19 protein-coding genes are annotated in these 18,391 nt (G+C 71.4%); 8 read left to right on the forward strand and 11 right to left on the reverse strand.

The window, feature by feature from the left end; all coding sequences use genetic code 11:
• Positions 1 to 217 precede the first annotated feature (217 nt).
• Both ACWCRJ_RS27640 and serB read left to right on the forward strand, forming a co-directional pair.
• Entirely contained in the window at positions 218 to 2,083 is a 1,866-nt protein-coding gene (locus tag ACWCRJ_RS27640) for a streptophobe family protein (protein ID WP_450941846.1), read from the forward strand.
• A 161-nt stretch (positions 2,084 to 2,244) separates the two neighbouring features.
• Positions 2,245 to 3,453, forward strand: coding sequence for a phosphoserine phosphatase SerB (gene serB, locus ACWCRJ_RS27645; protein WP_450941847.1), 1,209 nt, complete (start codon positions 2,245 to 2,247; stop codon positions 3,451 to 3,453).
• 87 nt (positions 3,454 to 3,540) lie between these two features.
• Here the strand turns inward: serB and ACWCRJ_RS27650 are convergent, their stop codons facing one another.
• The 4 genes from ACWCRJ_RS27650 to ACWCRJ_RS27665 all read right to left on the reverse strand — a co-directional run bounded on the left by ACWCRJ_RS27650 (position 3,541) and on the right by ACWCRJ_RS27665 (position 6,134).
• Positions 3,541 to 4,059 (reverse strand): SixA phosphatase family protein, encoded by a 519-nt coding sequence (locus ACWCRJ_RS27650; protein ID WP_450941848.1) that lies wholly within the window; start codon positions 4,057 to 4,059, stop codon positions 3,541 to 3,543.
• Between the two features lie 97 nt (positions 4,060 to 4,156).
• Positions 4,157 to 4,375 (reverse strand): hypothetical protein, encoded by a 219-nt coding sequence (locus tag ACWCRJ_RS27655; RefSeq protein WP_450941849.1) that lies wholly within the window; start codon positions 4,373 to 4,375, stop codon positions 4,157 to 4,159.
• A 179-nt stretch (positions 4,376 to 4,554) separates the two neighbouring features.
• A complete protein-coding gene (locus tag ACWCRJ_RS27660) occupies positions 4,555 to 4,671 on the reverse strand; it encodes an SGM_5486 family transporter-associated protein (protein ID WP_005477623.1) in 117 nt (38 codons plus the stop codon).
• A 92-nt stretch (positions 4,672 to 4,763) separates the two neighbouring features.
• Entirely contained in the window at positions 4,764 to 6,134 is a 1,371-nt protein-coding gene (locus tag ACWCRJ_RS27665; protein WP_450941850.1) for a CynX/NimT family MFS transporter, read from the reverse strand.
• 70 nt (positions 6,135 to 6,204) lie between these two features.
• Here ACWCRJ_RS27665 and ACWCRJ_RS27670 point away from each other — a divergent pair, with 70 nt between their 5' ends.
• Entirely contained in the window at positions 6,205 to 6,900 is a 696-nt protein-coding gene (locus tag ACWCRJ_RS27670) for a FadR/GntR family transcriptional regulator (protein WP_450941851.1), read from the forward strand.
• On the opposite strand, the gene ACWCRJ_RS27675 is transcribed toward ACWCRJ_RS27670, so the two are convergent.
• The 3 genes from ACWCRJ_RS27675 to fabG all read right to left on the reverse strand — a co-directional run bounded on the left by ACWCRJ_RS27675 (position 6,875) and on the right by fabG (position 8,882).
• Positions 6,875 to 7,225: a hypothetical protein gene (locus tag ACWCRJ_RS27675; RefSeq protein WP_450941852.1), complete on the reverse strand. Its 351-nt coding sequence runs from the start codon at positions 7,223 to 7,225 to the stop codon at positions 6,875 to 6,877. The two genes, ACWCRJ_RS27670 and ACWCRJ_RS27675, sit on opposite strands and share 26 nt — an antisense overlap.
• A gap of 179 nt (positions 7,226 to 7,404) precedes the next feature.
• A complete protein-coding gene (gene fabI, locus ACWCRJ_RS27680; RefSeq protein WP_005477633.1) occupies positions 7,405 to 8,172 on the reverse strand; it encodes an enoyl-ACP reductase FabI in 768 nt (255 codons plus the stop codon).
• A 5-nt stretch (positions 8,173 to 8,177) separates the two neighbouring features.
• On the reverse strand, positions 8,178 to 8,882 hold the full coding sequence (gene fabG / locus ACWCRJ_RS27685) for a 3-oxoacyl-[acyl-carrier-protein] reductase (protein WP_450941853.1): 705 nt from the start codon (positions 8,880 to 8,882) through the stop codon (positions 8,178 to 8,180).
• A gap of 252 nt (positions 8,883 to 9,134) precedes the next feature.
• Here fabG and ACWCRJ_RS27690 point away from each other — a divergent pair, with 252 nt between their 5' ends.
• From ACWCRJ_RS27690 to tyrS, 3 genes are read left to right on the forward strand one after another with little or no spacing between them, the layout of a single operon-like run.
• Positions 9,135 to 10,658 (forward strand): TldD/PmbA family protein, encoded by a 1,524-nt coding sequence (locus tag ACWCRJ_RS27690; RefSeq protein WP_450941854.1) that lies wholly within the window; start codon positions 9,135 to 9,137, stop codon positions 10,656 to 10,658.
• The gene (locus ACWCRJ_RS27695) at positions 10,655 to 12,049 is read left to right on the forward strand and encodes a metallopeptidase TldD-related protein (protein ID WP_450941855.1); all 1,395 of its coding nucleotides are present in this window, start codon (positions 10,655 to 10,657) and stop codon (positions 12,047 to 12,049) included. Before ACWCRJ_RS27690 ends, ACWCRJ_RS27695 begins: the two co-directional genes overlap by 4 nt.
• A 43-nt stretch (positions 12,050 to 12,092) precedes the next feature.
• On the forward strand, positions 12,093 to 13,361 hold the full coding sequence (gene tyrS, locus ACWCRJ_RS27700; protein WP_450941942.1) for a tyrosine--tRNA ligase: 1,269 nt from the start codon (positions 12,093 to 12,095) through the stop codon (positions 13,359 to 13,361).
• An 87-nt stretch (positions 13,362 to 13,448) separates the two neighbouring features.
• Here tyrS and ACWCRJ_RS27705 read toward each other — a convergent pair whose 3' ends face one another.
• The gene (locus ACWCRJ_RS27705; RefSeq protein ID WP_381198530.1) at positions 13,449 to 13,727 is read right to left on the reverse strand and encodes a GlsB/YeaQ/YmgE family stress response membrane protein; all 279 of its coding nucleotides are present in this window, start codon (positions 13,725 to 13,727) and stop codon (positions 13,449 to 13,451) included.
• A 245-nt stretch (positions 13,728 to 13,972) separates the two neighbouring features.
• On the opposite strand from ACWCRJ_RS27705, the gene ACWCRJ_RS27710 reads away from it, so the two are divergent.
• Both ACWCRJ_RS27710 and ACWCRJ_RS27715 read left to right on the forward strand, forming a co-directional pair.
• A complete protein-coding gene (locus tag ACWCRJ_RS27710) occupies positions 13,973 to 14,395 on the forward strand; it encodes a DUF3099 domain-containing protein (protein WP_450941856.1) in 423 nt (140 codons plus the stop codon).
• A gap of 208 nt (positions 14,396 to 14,603) precedes the next feature.
• Positions 14,604 to 14,843 carry a hypothetical protein gene (locus ACWCRJ_RS27715; RefSeq protein WP_450941857.1) on the forward strand — a complete coding sequence of 80 codons (240 nt, stop codon included), beginning with the start codon at positions 14,604 to 14,606 and terminating at the stop codon, positions 14,841 to 14,843.
• 18 nt (positions 14,844 to 14,861) lie between these two features.
• Here ACWCRJ_RS27715 and moaA read toward each other — a convergent pair whose 3' ends face one another.
• From moaA to ACWCRJ_RS27730, 3 genes are all read right to left on the reverse strand, one after another.
• On the reverse strand, positions 14,862 to 15,851 hold the full coding sequence (gene moaA, locus ACWCRJ_RS27720; protein WP_450941858.1) for a GTP 3',8-cyclase MoaA: 990 nt from the start codon (positions 15,849 to 15,851) through the stop codon (positions 14,862 to 14,864).
• Positions 15,852 to 16,034: 183 nt separating this feature from the next.
• Positions 16,035 to 17,660, reverse strand: a complete 1,626-nt coding sequence (locus ACWCRJ_RS27725) for a solute symporter family protein (RefSeq protein ID WP_450941859.1) — start codon at positions 17,658 to 17,660, stop codon at positions 16,035 to 16,037.
• Positions 17,657 to 18,013: a DUF485 domain-containing protein gene (locus ACWCRJ_RS27730; RefSeq protein WP_028796642.1), complete on the reverse strand. Its 357-nt coding sequence runs from the start codon at positions 18,011 to 18,013 to the stop codon at positions 17,657 to 17,659. The genes ACWCRJ_RS27725 and ACWCRJ_RS27730 overlap by 4 nt, the downstream gene beginning before the upstream one ends.
• Positions 18,014 to 18,391 lie beyond the last annotated feature (378 nt).

Here is an 18,391-nt window from a genome sequence, read left to right on the forward strand (position 1 = left end):
GATTTACCCCCATCACAGGGAGTCTAGGGATGTCGAACATCGGGGGGAACTATTTCAGGCTCGGCCCCCTGACCGAAAGTCGGGCCTTGTGAAGAGTGCGTACGGGGGTATCGGCCGGTCCCGTTGACGGGGTTGAAACCGGGCCGGAGAGTGGTAATCCCACGCGAGAGGGACATCGGCGGTGCAACGCCGCGATGCGGATCGGGGGGGTCCGACCATGAGCGACCGGAATCTCGGCCGAGGCGGCGGCGTGCCGTGGGGGGACGTCCTGTTCTCCGCGATCGCCGCCGTGAGTTGGGCGTTGATCGGAATGGCGGGTACGGCGGCGCTCGGCCTGCATCTGCTGGGGGCCGACTCGGCGGGCGAACTCGGTCCCATGACCGCGGCGGTCGTGGCGCTGGGGGCAGGTGGGACGGTGACCCCGTCCGGCGCTGTGTCCGCCTTCGGCCTGGAAGGAGCCCAGGCCACCACCGCCATCGACATCGCGCCACTGGGGGTCGGCCTGGTGGGAGCGCTTCTGCTGGCCTGGTTCTTCCTGCGGTCCCTGCGGGGCGCGGGACTTGTGATCTCCCCCGGCGAACTCCTCGCGCGGGCGGGCACGGTGCTCGCTCTCTTCGTGGCGCTGATGGGCGGGCTGGCCTGGGCCGGGAACGCCGTCGTCACCCTGGACGGAACCCGGCTGGGGCTCGACGGACAACTGCCCGGCGGCGGCGGTGCCCTCGACGACGTGGAGATCCCGGGGCTCGGTGACATCGGGGACATCGGCGGCGGTCTGCTGCCGGACCGGCTGGGCGACCTGGCCGACGCGCAGGCCGAGGTCGGCTTCACCGTCGACACCGTGCCGACGCTGCTCGGCGGCCTGGCCTGGTGCCTCGGCGTGCTGCTCATCGCCCTGCTGGCCTCGCGCCGCACCCCCCTGCCGCCCGCCCTGGACGCCCTGCACCGCGTCGTACGGCCCGCCGTGTCCGCCGTGGTCTCCGTGCTGCTGGTGGCGGTCCTGGCCGGGCTCGCGGCGGCGGCGTACGCGGCGATCGGCGACCCCCACCCCCGGCGGATCGCCGGCGCGGCCCTCCTCGGCGCGCCCAACGGCGTCTGGCTGGGCGTCCCCCTCGGCCTCCTCGTCCCCTGGGACGGCAGGGCCACCGGCGCGCTGGCCGACCTCCTGCCCGACCCGCTCGACGAGCTGCTGAGCATCGACACGAGCGAACCCGTCACGCTCGGCCGCCTCGCGGAACTCGACGGCAGAGTCTGGCTGTTGGGCCTCGCGGCGGCACTCATGATGGTGTACGCGGGGGTCCTGACCGCCGTACGTACGCCTTTCGTACGGCGGTCCGCTGCCGCCGCTGCCGGGGGCGGACCCGGTGCGGATGCACGGGGCGCGGGCGCGCTCGGCTTCGTGGGGCGCTGCGCTCTTCGGCTGGGCCTCGCGACGGCGGTGGCGCTGCCGCTGCTGGTACGGCTGACGGAGGTGTCGGTGGACGCCTCGCTCGGTCTGTTCGGCATCGACGCGTTCGACGCGGGCATCGAGCTGCGCGGGCGGGCGGCGACGGCCCTGCTGCTGGGCGCGCTGTGGGGGGCGGGCGCGGGGGCCGTCGGGGCGCTGCTGGCGTGCGGGACGCGGGCCGCCGGGCTGCGGGCCTCGCCGTGGGCACGGGGGGACGCGGACGGCCTCCGGGCGGCGCCCGCCGGGGCCCACACGACCACGGTCGCGGACTCCTCCTCGGGACCGTACACGCCGGGCATGCCGTACCGGCCGCCGAACCCGGACACCAATCCGTATCTGCGGCTGCCGGACGGGCTGCGAGGGGCGCAGCCGCCGGGGGCCCCGGACTCACGGGAGCCCCGGGGGGCACCGCCGCCGGATGTGTACGGCGCGCCGACGGTGGTGCGGCGGTTCACGCCTCCGCCGCGACGGCCGGGGCAGCAGCCCGGGTCGGGGTCCGGGTCGGGGTCGGGGTCCGGGTCGGGGTCCGGGTCGGGGTCGGGGTCGGGGTCGGGGTCGAGCGTCTGGCCGGCTCCGCCGCCGCCACCGGAGGAGGGGCCGCCGCCACCGCCGCCTCCGCGCGGGCCCCGGGGGCGTTGAGACACCGGGAACGGGGGTGGGCGGGGGTGTGATCCAGGGGTCTCTCCGGGGCGTCGTTCGCGGTCCGGGTGCGCTTCAGCCGCCGGTAACCCAGTGTTCTCCGTCCGCTGGGCGGACCTCAGGGGCGAAAGGCACGGGGCGCCGGATACGGTTGGCACATCATGAGCGCTTCGCAGACCTCCTCTGACGTCCCCACTCTCCTCGTCAAGATCTTCGGCAAGGACCGGCCGGGCATCACCGCCGGACTGTTCGACACCCTCGCCGCGTACTCCGTCGACGTGGTCGACATCGAGCAGGTCGTCACCCGTGGCCGGATCGTGCTGTGCGCGCTCGTGACCGAGCCGCCCGCCGGGCAGGAGGGCGACCTGCGGGCGACCGTCCACAGCTGGGCGGAGTCGATGAAGATGCAGGCGGAGATCATCTCCGGCAAGGGCGACAACCGGCCGCGCGGCCTCGGCCGCTCGCACGTGACCGTGCTGGGCCATCCGCTGACCGCCGAGTCCACCGCCCGCATCGCCGCCCGGATCACGGCGACCGGCGGCAACATCGACCGTATCTTCCGGCTCGCCAAGTACCCGGTGACGGCCGTCGAGTTCGCGGTCTCCGGTACGGAACCCGAGACCCTGCGGACCGCGCTGGTCACCGAGTCGGTCGCACTGGGCGTGGACGTCGCCGTGGTCGCGGCGGGGCTGCACCGGCGGGCGCAGCGGCTGGTGGTCATGGACGTGGACTCCACACTCATCCAGGACGAGGTGATCGAGCTCTTCGCCGCGCACGCCGGGTGCGAGAAGGAGGTCGCCGAGGTGACCGAGGCCGCGATGCGGGGCGAGCTGGACTTCGAGCAGTCGCTGCACGCGCGCGTGGCGCTGCTGGAGGGGCTCGACGCCTCGGTGGTGGAGAAGGTGCGCAGCGAGGTGCGGCTCACGCCGGGGGCGCGGACGCTGATCCGCACGCTGAAGCGGCTGGGCTTCCAAGTCGGTGTCGTCTCCGGCGGGTTCACGCAGGTCACGGACGACCTCAAGGAGCGGCTGGGGCTCGACTTCGCGCAGGCCAACACGCTGGAGATCGTCGACGGCAAGCTCACCGGCAGGGTGGTCGGCGAGATCGTGGACCGCGCGGGCAAGGCCCGGCTGCTGCGCCGGTTCGCCGCCGAGGCGGGGGTACCGCTGTCCCAGACCGTGGCGATCGGCGACGGCGCCAATGATCTCGACATGCTGAACGCGGCCGGTCTGGGCGTCGCCTTCAACGCCAAGCCGGTCGTCCGCCGGGCCGCGCACACCGCGGTGAACTTCCCCTTCCTCGACACCGTGCTGTACCTCCTCGGGGTGACCCGCGAAGAGGTCGAGGCGGCGGACACGCACGACGAGTAGCGGGGGCGTACACACGGCGAAGGCCCGGCACCGGAGCGGTGCCGGGCCTCGGTCGTGCCGGGTGCCGGTGGGGTCGCGCGGGCGGGGTTATTCCGTCGGCGCCCAGTACTCGGCCAGCGTGGTGGCGCCCGGCTCCAGGCTCTTCCAGACGCCCTCCAACGAAAGCACGGCGAAGGCGGCGGCCGGGAACCCGTGACGGTTCATACGCGCGCGGGTGTCGCCGTCGGCGCTGCCCGCGAGTATGTCGGCGAGGCCCTGGATCCCGGGGTTGTGCCCGATCAGGACGACGTTGCGCACGTCGTCCGGGGTCTCGTTGAGCAGGGCGATCAGCTCGCCGGGCGAGGCCTCGTAGATCCGCTCCTCATAGACCGTTTTCGGCCGCTCGGGCAGTTCGTGGACGGCCAGCTTCCAGGTCTCGCGGGTCCTGACGGCGGTGGAGCAGAGGGCAAGGTCGAGGGGGATACCGGAGTCGGCCAGCTTGCGCCCGGCGACGGCGGCGTCCATACGGCCCCGGTCGGCGAGCGGCCGCTCGTGGTCGGAGACCTGCGGCCAGTCGGCCTTCGCATGCCGGAAGAGAATGATCCTGCGGGGTTCTGCGACGCTCATGAGTCCCAGCTTCGCACGAAACAGGCCATGGGGCGCTGGGAGTTGAAGTGCGGATACCCGGCACCCGTACATGTGCTTCCGGTGGGCTGGTCACTCGTCACTGCGCGTGGCCCGGCAGCGCCTGCCGTATGAGCTCCAGGAGGTGGGTGATCGCGGGATCTCCGCCGGCCGCCCGGGCCTGAGCGGGGTCGAGAATCAGCAGCAGGAGGGTGACGAAGCCGAGCGCCGGCAGGGCGACCGCCCACCAGGGCAGCCGGATGTCGACACCGGCTGTGGGTGCCGCCGGGTGGGGCCGGGTGTGTGTACGGGCCGACATGCCGCCTCCGTGGTCCGAGAGTCCTCGTGGCCCGGTCCTCCGTGGGCCCTCGCGGGTCCCCTGCGGCCACATCTCGAAGTTACGGACCGCGGGCGCCCCGGCCCATCCGGTGATCCACCCACTTCACCCTGAGACCGACCCCCTAGGGGACGGGGGGTTCTCCCCACCCCTCGGCGGGGTCACGGTGACGCGATGGCCGCGATGATCCCGATGACGACGAAGATGGCGAGGAACGAGCCGAAGACCAGGAGCATCTTCTTCTGGCCGTTCTGGGGGTTCGGGTCGAGCACTGGCATGCTGCCAGTCTCGCACCCCCGCCCCCTGCCGGACTCGCCGGGGCCCTGCCGGCGCCGCCGGGGCCCATGCAGGAGCCGGTCCGGGGGGCGGGTCAGCGGGCCGCCTCGTCCTCGACCACCCGGTCCCGGCCCGCCAGGACGCCCACCGCCATCTGCGGGAGCATGAGGGCGGCCATGAGGCCGAGGGGCAGGCCCCAGCCGCCGCTGTGCTGGTAGAGGACGCCCACGAGGAGCGGGCCGGGGATCGAGATCAGGTACCCCGTGCTCTGCGCGAAGGCGGACAGCTCGGCCACGCCCGCACCGGTCCTGGCCCGCATGCCGACCATGGTGAGCGCGAGCGGGAAGGAGCAGTTGGCGATGCCGATCAGCACGGCCCAGGCCCAGGCCCCCTCGGCCGGGGCGGCATAGAGGCCGCCGTATCCGAGAAGTCCGCAGACGCCCAGGACGACCACGATGGGGCCCTGGCGGGGCAGCCGGGTGGCGAGCCGGGGGATCACGAAGGCCAGCGGCACGCCCATCACCATCGTGACCGCCAGCAGCAGCCCCGCCCTGCCGGCCGGGACCCCCGCGTCCCGGAAGATCTGGGCCATCCACCCCATGGTGATGTAGGCGGCGGTCGCCTGGAGGCCGAAGAACACGGCGAGCGCCCAGGCGGTACGGCTCCGGGTGATCCTCGGGGCCGGCCCCTCCTGGCGCGCGGGAGCGGGCCCGGCCGAGCGCGGGGCGCGGTCCCGGACGAAGGGCAGCCAGGGCAGCACGGCCGCCGCCGCGAGGCCCGCCCACACCGCGAGCCCGGTCTGCCAACTCCCGCCCAGGGCCGACGTCATGGGCACGGTGACGGCCGCGGCCGACGCGGTGCCGAGGGCGAGGGCCATGGAGTAGAGGCCCGTCATGGACCCGACCCGGTCCGGGAACCAGCGCTTGACGATGACCGGCATCAGGACGTTGCTGACGGCGATACCCATCAGGGCGAGGGCGCTCGCGGCCACGAATCCGGCCGTACCGCCGGCGTAGGGCCGCAGCAGCAACCCGCCGGCGATCGCGGCCATGCCGGCGCAGACGACGGCGGCCGGGCCGAACCGGCGGGCGAGCCGCGGTGCCATGACGCCGAAGGCGGCGAAGCAGAGCGGCGGCACGGAGGTGAGCAGTCCGGCGACGCTGCCGCTCATGCCGAGCCCGACGCGCACCTCTTCGAGCAGCGCGCCGAGGCTGGTGATGGCGGGGCGGAGGTTGAGGGCCGTGAGGACGATGCCCACGACGACCAGTCGCGTCGTCCACGCGCGCGTGCTCCGCGCCGGGCGTCCGGCCGCGGACCCTCCGGGCACGGAACTCTCGGACCGCACGGAACGCTCGGACCGCGCGGAACCCGTGGACCGCAGGGAACCCATGGACTGCTCGGACCGGGTTCGTCCACGTGTCGATGCCGGCGTCAAAGTCTCCTCGCTCACCATGACACCCATCATAGAATCATAGGATGATTGGTTGTCCAGGGCCCGGTCTCTCCCGGTCGGCCCGCACATGCGAAGGTGTGCCATGCCGCTGAGCCATCCCCGCCGATCGGTGCTGTCCGAACAGGTCATCGCCGCCCTGCGGAACCAGATCACCTCGGGCGAGTGGCCGGTCGGCTCCCGCATCCCCACCGAGCCCGAGCTGGTCGAGGAGCTGGGCGTCGCCCGGAACACGGTCCGCGAGGCCGTCCGCGCGCTCGCGCACAACGGTCTGCTCGACATCCGCCAGGGCTCCGGCACCTATGTCGTCGCGACCAGCGAACTCGCGGGCGTGATGCACCGCCGCTTCGCGGACGCCGACCCGGCCCACATCGCCGAGCTGCGCTCCGCCCTGGAGTCGAACGCCGCCAAACTGGCCGCCGAGCGGCGCACCGAGAAGGACCTCAAGCAGCTGGACGCGCTCCTCGCCCGCCGTGAGGAGGCGTGGGCGTCCGGCGACACGGAAGCCTTCGTGACCGCCGACGCGACCTTCCACATGGCGGTCGTGGCCGCGTCCCACAACGACGTCGTCACGGCGGTCTACGCGGACCTGGGCGAGGTGCTGCGGGACTGGCTGCGCGGTGACGTGGGCGAGGAGCTGACCCCGGAGACGTACATGGACCACGCCCGCCTGGTGGACGCGATCCGCGCGGGTGACGCCGGGACGGCGGCGGCTGAGGCGGCCGGCTATCCCTTCCACTGCCGCCCGGGCCGGGTCAGCCCTCCGCCCGCTGGTGGCTGAACCACACCGAGCGGACTTCCTTCCAGCAGCGCCCGGCGAGCCGTACGGTCTGCGCCGGTCCGGCCGCGACCGCGGCACTGTCGCTGTCGATGTCCCACCACCGCGCGCACTCGATGTGCAGCCGGACACGGTCGACGGCCACATAGGGGTTGTAGCAGTGCGCGATCACCCGGGAGCCGGTGACGGTGCTGCGGCAGGCCGCCCCGAAGGGGTCGGGCCGGTCGGCCGGACGCGCGTCGGCCGTGCTCGCGTCGGACGGGAGGGCGGGGACGAGGGCCAGGGCGAGGGCGAGGACCGCTGGGGCGATGCTGCGGGAGACGCGCACAAGGGGACCTCCTCAGGCCGAGCGGCTGAGCGGTGTACGTCCAGCGTGCGTGGCACCGGGCCCCGGCGCCCCGCCGGATGAGCCGAACGAGTGATCGTCCCCGCGAAGAGGAGTACGGCAAGGGCGCGCACCCGAATGGATGCGCGCCCTCATGCGCCGGTGGAGCCCAGGCGGCAGTGCTACGCGCCGATCGCGTGCAGTCCGCCGTCCACGTGGATGATCTCGCCGGTGGTCTTCGGGAACCAGTCGCTCAGCAGCGCGACGACACCGCGGCCGGCCGGCTCGGGGTCCTTGAGGTCCCACTCCAGCGGCGAACGGTCGTCCCACACCGCGGCCAGCTCGCCGAAGCCCGGGATGGACTTGGCGGCCATCGAGGCGAGGGGGCCGGCGGAGACGAGGTTGCAGCGGATGTTCTGCTTGCCCAGGTCACGGGCGACGTAACGGCTGGTGGCCTCCAGGGCGGCCTTGGCCGGGCCCATCCAGTCGTACTGCGGCCAGGCGAACTTGGCGTCGAAAGTGAGGCCGACGACCGAGCCGCCGTTCTGCATCAGCGGCAGGCAGGCCATGGTCAGCGACTTCAGGGAGTACGCCGAGACGTGCATCGCGGTGGCGACGGACTCGAACGGCGTGTTCAGGAAGTTGCCGCCGAGGGCGTCCTGCGGGGCGAAACCGATGGAGTGGACCACGCCGTCGAGGCCGCCCAGCTCCTCGCCGACGATGTCGGCCAGCCGCCCGAGGTGCTCGTCGTTGGTGACGTCCAGCTCGATGACCTTGGTGGGCTTGGGGAGCTTCCTGGCGATGCGCTCGGTCAGCGTGGGCCGCGGGAACGCGGTCAGGATGATCTCGGCGCCCTGCTCCTGGGCCAGCTTGGCGGTGTGGAAGGCGATGGAGGACTCCATCAGCACACCGGTGATCAGGACGCGCTTGCCTTCGAGGATTCCGCTCATGGTGATCAGTGACCCATTCCCAGTCCGCCGTCTACGGGGATGACGGCTCCAGTGATGTACGAGGCGTCGTCCGAGGCGAGGAACCGCACCGTCGCGGCGATCTCCTCGGGCTGCGCGTACCGGCCGAGCGGCACCTGCTTCACGATGCCCGCGCGCTGCTCGTCGGTGAGCACCTTGGTCATGTCGGTGTCGACGAAGCCGGGGGCGACGACGTTGAAGGTGATGTCGCGCGAACCCAGCTCACGGGCGAGGGAGCGCGCGAAGCCGACCAGGGCGGCCTTGGAGGCGGCGTAGTTGGCCTGCCCGGGCGAGCCGTAGAGGCCCACGACCGAGGAGATGAGGACGACGCGGCCCTTCTTGGCACGCAGCATGCCGCGGTTGGCGCGCTTGACGACGCGGAAGGTGCCCGTGAGGTTGGTGTCGATGACCGAGGTGAAGTCCTCCTCGGACATGCGCATCAGGAGCTGGTCCTTGGTGACGCCGGCGTTGGCGATCAGGACCTCCACGGGGCCGTGCTGGGCCTCGATCTCCTTGTAGGCCTGCTCCACCTGCTCGGAGTCGGTGATGTCGCACTTGACGGCCAGGAAGCCGGCCGGCGGCTCCCCCGAGCGGTACGTGACGGCGACCTTGTCGCCGGCGTCGGCGAACGCGCGGGCGATGGCGAGGCCGATGCCCCGGTTGCCTCCGGTGACGAGAACCGAGCGGCTCAACGGATCACCCTTTCCTTAGCGGTCGGAACGCCTGCCAGCATGGCTGGACGGTAGGCGCCTTCCCCGAAAACCTATCGGTCCGGTCCGCCGGGCGGGCATTCGAGCTGTGACAGTGGCTCGGGGACGGCGCTGTGGGGTCCCTACAGAATGTGCGGCGTCCGCAGGCGCAAAGATGTGGTCCACGTGCCCGCGGGCGCGACATGATCGGATCCGACAGGCCACGACAACCGCTCGGCAACAGGGAGACCCTCGGTGCCTCATTCCATCGACGAAGCCTTCACGGCACTACCGCTGAGGGCACTGGCCGACGCCGCGCTCGCCCGCGCGCGTGCCCTCGGCGCCGATCACGCGGACTTCCGGTTCGAGCGGGTGCGCAGCGCGTCCTGGCGGCTGCGGGACGCGAAGCCGGCCGGGTCGTCGGACACGACGGACCTCGGGTACGCGGTGCGGGTGGTGCACGGCGGGACCTGGGGGTTCGCCTCCGGGGTGGACCTGACGATGGACGCCGCCGCCAAGGTCGCCTCGCAGGCCGTGGCGATGGCCAAGCTGTCCGCGCAGGTCATCAAGGCAGCCGGGTCGGACGAGCGCGTGGAGCTGGCCGACGAGCCCGTGCACGCGGAGAAGACCTGGATCTCGTCGTACGGGATCGACCCCTTCACCGTCCCCGACGAGGAGAAGACCGCGCTGCTCACCGAGTGGAGCACGCGGCTGCTGGCGGCCGACGGGATCAACCACGTGGACGCCTCGCTGCTCACCGTGCACGAGAACAAGTTCTACGCCGACACCGCCGGGACCGTGACCACCCAGCAGCGCGTACGGCTGCACCCGTCGTTGACCGCCGTGTCGGTCGACGAGTCCAGCGGTGAGTTCGACTCGATGCGGACGCTGGCGCCGCCGGTCGGGCGCGGCTGGGAGTACCTGACGGGCACCGGCTGGGACTGGGACGACGAGCTGGCACGGATCCCGGAACTGCTCGCCGAGAAGATGCGGGCGCCGAGCGTCGAGTCGGGCGTGTACGACCTGGTCGTCGACCCCTCCAACCTGTGGCTGACCATCCACGAGTCCATCGGTCACGCCACCGAGCTGGACCGCGCGCTCGGCTACGAGGCCGCGTACGCCGGCACGTCCTTCGCCACCTTCGACAAGCTCGGCAAGCTGCGCTACGGCTCCGAGCTGATGAACGTCACCGGTGACCGCACCGCCGAGCACGGCCTGGCGACCATCGGGTACGACGACGAGGGCGTGGCGGGCCAGAGCTGGGACCTGGTGAGGGACGGCACCCTCGTCGGATACCAACTCGACCGGCGGATCGCCAGGTTGACCGGTCTCGGCCGCTCCAACGGCTGCGCGTACGCCGACTCCCCCGGACATGTGCCGGTGCAGCGCATGGCCAATGTGTCGCTGAAGCCGGACCCGGCCGGGATGTCCACCGAGGACCTGATCGGCGGGGTCGACCGGGGGATCTACGTCGTCGGGGACCGGTCGTGGTCCATCGACATGCAGCGGTACAACTTCCAGTTCACCGGGCAGCGGTTCTTCAGGATCGAGAACGGCCGGATCACCGGTCAGCTGCGGGACGTCGCGTACCAGGCGACGACGACCGACTTCTGGGGTTCCATGGCGGCCGTCGGCGGGCCGCAGACCTACGTCCTGGGCGGTGCCTTCAACTGTGGGAAGGCCCAGCCGGGCCAGGTCGCCGCGGTGTCGCACGGCTGCCCGTCGGCCCTCTTCAAGGGAGTCAACATTCTCAACACCACGCAGGAGGCCGGTCGATGAGCGCCCGTACCAGCAAGCCGCACGAGATCGTCGAGCGGGCCCTCGCGCTGTCCCGGGCCGACGGCTGTGTGGTGATCGCCGACGAGTACTCGACGGCGAACCTGCGGTGGGCGGGCAACGCGCTGACCACGAACGGGGTCACCCGGGGCCGGTCGGTGACCGTGATCGCCACCGTCGACGGCAAGGAGGGCACCGCCTCGGGAGTGGTGTCGCGGTCCGCCGTCACCGCCGAGGAGCTGGAGCCGCTGGTGCGGGCCGCCGAGGCCGCCGCGCGGGGCGCCGGGCCCGCCGAGGACGCCCAGCCGCTGGTCACGGGCGTGGCGCACTCCCCCGACTTCACGGACGCGCCCGCCGAGACCTCCTCCGCCGTGTTCGCCGACTTCGCGCCGGCACTCGGGGAGTCCTTCGCCCGCGCGCGTGCGGGCGGCCGGGAGCTGTACGGCTTCGCCAACCACGAGCTGGTGTCGAGCTACCTCGGAACGTCCACGGGGCTGCGTCTGCGCCACGACCAGCCGAACGGGACGCTGGAGCTGAACGCCAAGTCCCCGGACCGCAAGCGCTCGGCCTGGGCGGGGCGCTCCACCCGGGACTTCAAGGACGTCGACCCGGCGGCCCTGGACGCCGAGCTGGCCGTACGGCTGGGCTGGGCCGAGCGACGGGTGCCCCTGCCGGCCGGCCGGTACGAGACCCTGCTGCCGCCGACAGCCGTCTCCGACCTGCTGATCTACCAGATGTGGTCGGCGTCGGCGCGGGACGCGGCCGAGGGCAGGACGGTGTTCAGCAAGCCCGGTGGCGGCACGCGGATCGGCGAGCGGCTGACCGACCTGCCGCTGACCCTGCGCAGCGACCCCGGCGAGCCGGGCCTGGAGTCCGCGCCCTTCGTGCTGGCCCACTCCTCCGGCGGCGACAGCTCGGTGTTCGACAACGGCCTGCCGCTGCGGGAGACCGAGTGGATCAGCGGGGGTGAGATCGCGAACCTGCCGACCACCCGGCACAGCGCGGGCCTGACCGGGCTGCCGGTGGTGCCCACGATCGGCAACCTGATCCTGGACGGCGGCGAGGACCACTCCCTGGAGGAGATGGTCGCCGGCACCCGGCGCGGGCTGCTGCTGACCTGCCTGTGGTACATCCGCGAGGTGGACCCGGCGACGCTGCTGCTGACCGGGCTGACCCGGGACGGCGTCTACCTCGTGGAGAACGGCGAGGTCACGGGCGAGGTCAACAACTTCCGTTTCAACGAGTCGCCGGTGGACCTGCTCGGCCGGGCCACCGAGGCCGGGCGCACGGAGAAGACGCTGCCGCGCGAGTGGAGCGACTACTTCACCAGGGCCGCGATGCCCGCGCTGCGGGTGCCGGATTTCAATATGAGTTCTGTCAGCCAGGGCGTATAACCTCGTACCCGATGACCAGCTCAATCAAGGAGACATGAGAACCGTGACGGACATCGTCGACGAGCTGAAGTGGCGGGGGCTGTTCTCCCTGTCCACCGACGAGGACGCTTTGCGCAAGGCGCTCGCGGACGGTCCCGTCACGTTCTATTGCGGTTTCGACCCGACCGCGCCGTCCCTGCACGTCGGACACCTGGTGCAGGTGCTCACCGTGCGCCGGCTCCAGCAGGCCGGGCACCGGCCGCTGGCACTGGTCGGCGGGGCGACGGGCCTGATCGGCGACCCCCGCCCGACGGCGGAGCGCACGCTGAACGACCCGGAGACGGTCGCGGGCTGGGTCGGCAGGCTGCGTGCCCAGATCGAGCCGTTCCTCTCCTTCGAGGGTGAGAACGCGGCCGTCATGGTCAACAACCTCGACTGGACCGAGGGCCTGTCCGCCATCGAGTTCCTGCGGGACATCGGCAAGCACTTCCGCGTCAACAAGATGCTGGCGAAGGACTCCGTCGCCCGTCGGCTGCAGTCCGACCAGGGGATCAGCTACACCGAGTTCAGCTACCAGATCCTCCAGGGCATGGACTTCCTGCAGCTCTACCGCAGGTACGGCTGCACCCTCCAGCAGGGCGGCAGCGACCAGTGGGGCAACCTCACGGCCGGTCTGGACCTGATCCACCGGCTGGAGCCCGGCGTACAGGCGCACGCGCTGGCCACTCCGCTGATGACCAAGGCGGACGGCACCAAGTTCGGCAAGACCGAGGGCGGCGCCGTCTGGCTCGACCCGGAGATGACGACGCCGTACGCGTTCTACCAGTTCTGGCTGAACGTGGACGACCGGGACATCAGCGGGTACATGCGGATTCTGTCCTTCAAGTCCCGTGCGGAGTTGGAGGAGTTGGAGCGGCAGACCGAGGAGCGGCCGCAGGCGCGGGCCGCGCAGCGCGCGCTGGCCGAGGAGCTGACGACGCTGGTGCACGGGGCGGAGCAGACGGCCGCCGTGATCGCCGCGTCCCGTGCCCTCTTCGGGCAGGGCGAGCTGGCGGAGCTGAACGAGAAGACGCTGGCCGCGGCGCTGTCCGAGCTGCCGCACGCGAAGGTGCCCGAGCTGGCGCCGGTCGTGGATCTCCTCGTGGAGGTCGGTCTGGTGCCGAGCAAGTCCGCGGGGCGGCGGACCGTGAAGGAGGGCGGGGCCTACGTGAACAACGTGAAGGTCACCGCCGAGGACGCGGTGCCGGCGTCCGAGGATCTCCTTCACGGACGGTGGCTGGTGTTGCGTCGTGGGAAGAAGAACCTGGCCGCGGTCGAGGTGACCGGGGCCTAGGCGCCGTAGGGGCGTGGGGTGTCCGGCGAGTGCCGCTCGGTCGTGGTCGCTCGCGGATTCCTCGCGCCCCTTGTGGGTCCCTGGGGCTCAGGTCCGCTGCTTCCGCTTGCCCAGGGTCGCCATGTAGGCCATGTCGCCGAACGCCACGATGACGATCGCGGCGACCAGTTGGAAGATGTGGCGGCTCCAGTCGATCCCGGCGGTCTCCTCGACCCCGAAGCCGCGTGCGATCGCGTTGCCGATGACGGCGCCCAGCATGCCGAAGATCGTCGTCAGCCAGAGCGGGCTGTGCTGCTTGCCCGGCAGGATGGCCTTGGCCAGCAGGCCCAGGATGAATCCCACGATGATCGCCCACAACCAGCCCATGGCTGCCTCCTCGTACGGCTCGACGTGAGCAGTACGCCCAGTGTCGGCCCGCCCGCCATACGCCGCATGTCGGGCACGGTCGTACGCGCCGCGGCGCATCTCCTCCACTCCCCGCCCAGGGTGCCCCGGTCTCGTAGGCGTCGCAGTCGCGGCGTACCGTGGGACGTGTCCGGACCGCGTTCCGTGCGGCGGCGCGGGCGGGCACGGACCGGGGAGCGTCCGATACAGGCGGGTGGTGGAGCGTGATGCGGAAGCAGGGAAACGTCGAGGTCTTCCGGATCACGGGCGCCCGGCAGGGTCTCACCGACGACGTCCGCGCCCGGCAGCGTCGCTACATCATCTCGATGTCCGTCCGTACCCTCGCGGTGATCGCCGCCGCGGTGCTCTGGAACGTCGAACGGCACGTCGCGGTCGTCGCACTGGTGCTCGGCGGGGTGCTGCCGTACGTGGCCGTGGTGATCGCCAACGCGGGACGGGAGAACGCGCCCTCGCTGCCGTCCACCTTCGTCCACGCCCCGACACGTCCGATGATCACGCCGCCGCAGGAGACGGACGCCGCGTCCTCGGCCGGTTCCGGGGCCGGGGGGCGCTTCGCGCAATCCGCCCCGGAGGACGTCGCGGCCGATTCCGCGGGCGGCGTTCGCGGTGAGTCGCGCGAGCGGTTCTGAGCGCCGGGGAGCCGGAAGAAGCGGAATCCGGCCACCCGCCAAGCTCAAGAAATGCTCAGATCAATCATGAAGTTCCTGTGCCGGGCAGAGGCCCACCCGTGACATACTTCGTACGCGCTCCGCATCCCCCGTCGGAGCGACAGACCGACGCCGGGCAGCTCCCCCCGTGGCTGCTCGGCGTCGCCTTTTCTGCGGCTAGGGTCGACCTGTGAACATCCTCGACGTCCCCGGTTCCGATCCGTCCTCCCCCCTCTGTTCGGCCAAGGGCTGCCGGGCCGACGCGGTCTGGGTACTCGCCTGGAACAACCCGAAGCTGCACACGCCCGAGCGCCGCAAGACATGGCTCGCGTGCGACGAGCACCGGGAGCACCTCTCGCAGTTCCTGGGTGTGCGGGGGTTCCTGAAGGACGTCGTGAAGCTGGACGAGTGGGAGGAACCGGCGCCGTAGAGCGCGCGGTCCTCCCTGTCAGCCGCCGATCGCCGACATCGGCCGGTCCGGCTGCACGAACGACGGGTCGTCCAGGCCCGCGCCCGCCTTCTTGCCCCACATCGCCAGGCGCCAGATCCGGGCGATCTCCTCGTCGGGCGCGCCGGAGCGCAGCGCGGCACGCAGGTCGGTCTCCTCACGGGCGAACAGGCAGGTGCGGACCTGGCCGTCGGCGGTGAGGCGGGTGCGGTCGCAGGCCGAGCAGAACGGGCGGGTGACGGAGGCGATGACGCCGACGCGGTGGGGGCCGCCGTCGACCAGCCAGCGTTCCGCCGGGGCCGAGCCACGGATCTCGGAGCCCTCCGGGGTGAGGTCGAAGCGGGTGCGCAGGGAGGTGAGGATGTCGCCGGCCGTCACCATGCCGTCGCGCTTCCAGCCGTGCTGGGCGTCCAGGGGCATCTGCTCGATGAAGCGCAGCTCGTAGTCGTGTTCCACGGCCCAGGCCAGGAGGTCGGGGGCCTCGTCGTCGTTCAGGCCCGGCATCAGGACCGAGTTGACCTTGACGGGGGTCAGGCCGGCGTCGCGGGCGGCGGCCAGGCCTTCGAGGACGTCCTTGTGGCGGTCCCGGCGGGTGAGGGTCTTGAAGACGTCCGGGCGGATGGTGTCCAGGGAGACGTTCACCCGGTCCAGGCCGGCCGCCTTCAGGGCCGTCGCCGTGCGCTTGAGGCCGATGCCGTTGGTGGTGAGGGACATCTGGGGGCGGGGGGCGAGGGCCGCCACGCGCTCCACGATGCCGACCAGGCCGGGGCGCAGCAGCGGCTCGCCGCCGGTGAAGCGGACCTCCGTGATGCCCAGGGTGCGGACGGCTATGTCGATGAGGCGGACGATCTCGTCGTCGTCGAGCAGGTCGGGCTTGGCCAGCCACTGCAGGCCCTCCTCGGGCATGCAGTACGTGCAGCGCAGATTGCACCGGTCGGTCAGCGAGACCCTCAGGTCGGTGGCCACTCGGCCGTAGGTGTCGATGAGCACGTGGGCCCCCTCCCTCGTAGCGATCACAGGTTTGACGACACTTGCGAGCCTACGTGACACCGCTGACAACATCACCGGCCCGATCGCACGAGATGCGGCGCGGAATCGCCGTAGGTCCCTACGACCGGACACGGCGCGGGGCCGCCGTAGGGATCTACGACGGCCCCGGGCGGGGTGGCCGGATCAGTGCGCGCCGGTGCCCGTGAGGGACCGGACCTCCAGCTCGGCGTACTTGCCGGTGTCGGGCTTCTCCTTGGACAGGACGGTGCCGAGGAAGCCCATGAGGAAGCCGAACGGGATGGAGATGATGCCCGGGTTCTTCAGCGGGAACCAGTGGAAGTCGACGTCCGGGAACATCGCCTTCGGGTCGCCGGAGACGACGGGCGAGAACAGCACCAGGCCGACGGCGACGATGAGACCGCCGTAGATCGACCACAGCGCGCCCTGGGTGGTGAACTTCTTCCAGAAGAGGCTGTAGAGGATCGTCGGCAGGTTGGCGGAGGCCGCGACCGCGAAGGCGAGGGCGACGAGGCCGGCCACGTTCAGGTCGCGGGCGAGAGCGCCGAGGCCGATGGAGACGATGCCGATGAAGACGGTCGCCCAGCGGGCCGCGCGGACCTCCTCGGCGCCGGAGGCCTTCCCCTTGCGGATGACGTTGGCGTAGATGTCGTGCGCGAAGGAGGACGACGAGGCGAGGGTGAGGCCGGCGACCACGGCGAGGATCGTCGCGAAGGCCACCGCGGAGATGGTGGCCAGCAGGATCGCGCCCCAGGCCGAGTCGACGCCGCCCAGGTGCAGGGCGAGCAGCGGGGCCGCCGTGTTGCCCGACGGGTTGGAGGCGATGATCTCGTCCTGGGAGATCAGCGCGGCGGCGCCGAAGCCGAGGGCGATGGTCATCAGGTAGAAGCCGCCGATGATGCCGATGGCCCAGTTCACGGACTTACGGGCGGCCTTGGCGTTGGGCACCGTGTAGAAGCGGATCAGGATGTGCGGCAGGCCGGCGGTGCCGAGGACCAGGGCGATGCCGAGGGAGATGAAGTCCAGCTTGGAGGTGCCGGTCGCGCCGTACTGGAGGCCGGGCTCCAGGAAGGCGGCGCCCTTGCCGCTGTTCTCGGCGGCGGTGCCGAGCAGATCGGAGATGTTGAAGTTGAACTTCAGCAGCACCAGGAACGTGATGAGGATCGTGCCGCCGATGAGGAGGACGGCCTTGACCATCTGGACCCAGGTGGTGCCCTTCATGCCGCCGATGGAGACGTAGACGATCATGAGGATGCCGACGAGGGCGACGATGAGGATCTTGCCCGCGTCGGAGGTGATGCCGAGGAGCAGCGAGACGAGGACGCCCGCGCCGGCCATCTGGGCCAGCAGGTAGAAGATCGACACGACGATCGTGGAGGTACCGGCCGCGGTGCGGACGGGGCGCTGGCGCATGCGGTAGGCGAGGACGTCGCCCATCGTGTAGCGGCCGGAGTTGCGCAGCGGCTCGGCGACCAGCAGGAGGGCGACCAGCCAGGCGACCAGGAAGCCGATGGAGTAGAGGAAGCCGTCGTAGCCGAAGAGGGCGATGGCGCCGGCGATGCCGAGGAACGAGGCCGCCGACATGTAGTCGCCGGAGACCGCGAGGCCGTTCTGGAAGGCGCTGAACTGGCGGCCGCCCGCGTAGAAGTCGGCGGCGTCCTTGGTCTGGCGGCCGGCCCAGACGGTGATGGCGAGCGTCGCCAGGACGAACAGGCCGAAGAGGGTGATGATGAGCGGCCGGTGCTGGCTGGCCTCGTTGGCCGCGAGGAACGTCTGCTGTGCGGGGCTCATGCGCCGCCCTCCATCCGGGACTTGATCGCCTCGGCCTTGGGGTCGAGCTTCGCGGCGGCGTGCCGCGAGTACCACCAGGCGATGAGGAACGTGGTGACGAACTGGGCGATGCCGAGGACGAAGGCGATGTTGATGTTGCCGAAGAGCTTGGTGCCCATGAAGTCGCCCGCGTAGTTGGAGAGCAGGACGTACAGCAGGTACCAGGCGATGAACGCCACGGTCAGCGGGAAGGCGAACGAGCGGTAGGAGCGGCGCAGTTCGGCGAACTCGGCGCTCTCATGGACCGCGGCGAACTCCTCGGGTGAGGGGAGGTGATGCTCGGTCTTCGAGGGGGGCGGTGCGTCGGTTGCCACGGAGTCTCCTCGCGTCTGCGCCGCCGTCGCGACGGCGGACGGTGGCTTCTTCGCCGTCGGGTCGGGGGTCGGATGGGGTACGGACATGGGGTGGGCTCTGTTCCTTCGGTGGCGGGTGCACGATCGTGCTCGGGCTCCCTGCACAACGTCACGGCGGCGCGGTGGGACCGGTTCAACCGCGTGTGTTTCTTTCGAAAACCGATTCGGAAGCGGCCGGGACGTGCGGTGACTTCGAGGGTTACCCCTCTACTTCGGCCTCCCGCCCGTGAAGTCGTTGCTGGCCGACGACGACCAGGGATAGCTTCGGGCTGCACCACCAACGTCATGTACCTGCCCAGGCACACGTGTGCCCGGGGCCGGTTTCTTTGAAGCTGATGT

It is taken from the genome of Streptomyces sp. NPDC002324 (genome assembly GCF_053593335.1).

Excerpts from the sequence above, each read along its gene's own strand:
- ACWCRJ_RS27640 (WP_450941846.1), top strand. The coding sequence starts at position 218 with ATGAGCGACCGGAATCTCGGCCGAGGCGGCGGCGTGCCGTGGGGGGAC.
- serB (WP_450941847.1), top strand. The coding sequence starts at position 2,245 with ATGAGCGCTTCGCAGACCTCCTCTGACGTCCCCACTCTCCTCGTCAAG.
- ACWCRJ_RS27650 (WP_450941848.1), bottom strand. The coding sequence starts at position 4,059 with ATGAGCGTCGCAGAACCCCGCAGGATCATTCTCTTCCGGCATGCGAAG.
- ACWCRJ_RS27655 (WP_450941849.1), bottom strand. The coding sequence starts at position 4,375 with ATGTCGGCCCGTACACACACCCGGCCCCACCCGGCGGCACCCACAGCC.
- ACWCRJ_RS27660 (WP_005477623.1), bottom strand. The coding sequence starts at position 4,671 with ATGCCAGTGCTCGACCCGAACCCCCAGAACGGCCAGAAGAAGATGCTC.
- ACWCRJ_RS27665 (WP_450941850.1), bottom strand. The coding sequence starts at position 6,134 with ATGATGGGTGTCATGGTGAGCGAGGAGACTTTGACGCCGGCATCGACA.
- ACWCRJ_RS27670 (WP_450941851.1), top strand. The coding sequence starts at position 6,205 with ATGCCGCTGAGCCATCCCCGCCGATCGGTGCTGTCCGAACAGGTCATC.
- fabI (WP_005477633.1), bottom strand. The coding sequence starts at position 8,172 with ATGAGCGGAATCCTCGAAGGCAAGCGCGTCCTGATCACCGGTGTGCTG.
- ACWCRJ_RS27695 (WP_450941855.1), top strand. The coding sequence starts at position 10,655 with ATGAGCGCCCGTACCAGCAAGCCGCACGAGATCGTCGAGCGGGCCCTC.
- ACWCRJ_RS27705 (WP_381198530.1), bottom strand. The coding sequence starts at position 13,727 with ATGGGCTGGTTGTGGGCGATCATCGTGGGATTCATCCTGGGCCTGCTG.
- ACWCRJ_RS27710 (WP_450941856.1), top strand. The coding sequence starts at position 13,973 with ATGCGGAAGCAGGGAAACGTCGAGGTCTTCCGGATCACGGGCGCCCGG.
- ACWCRJ_RS27725 (WP_450941859.1), bottom strand. The coding sequence starts at position 17,660 with ATGAGCCCCGCACAGCAGACGTTCCTCGCGGCCAACGAGGCCAGCCAG.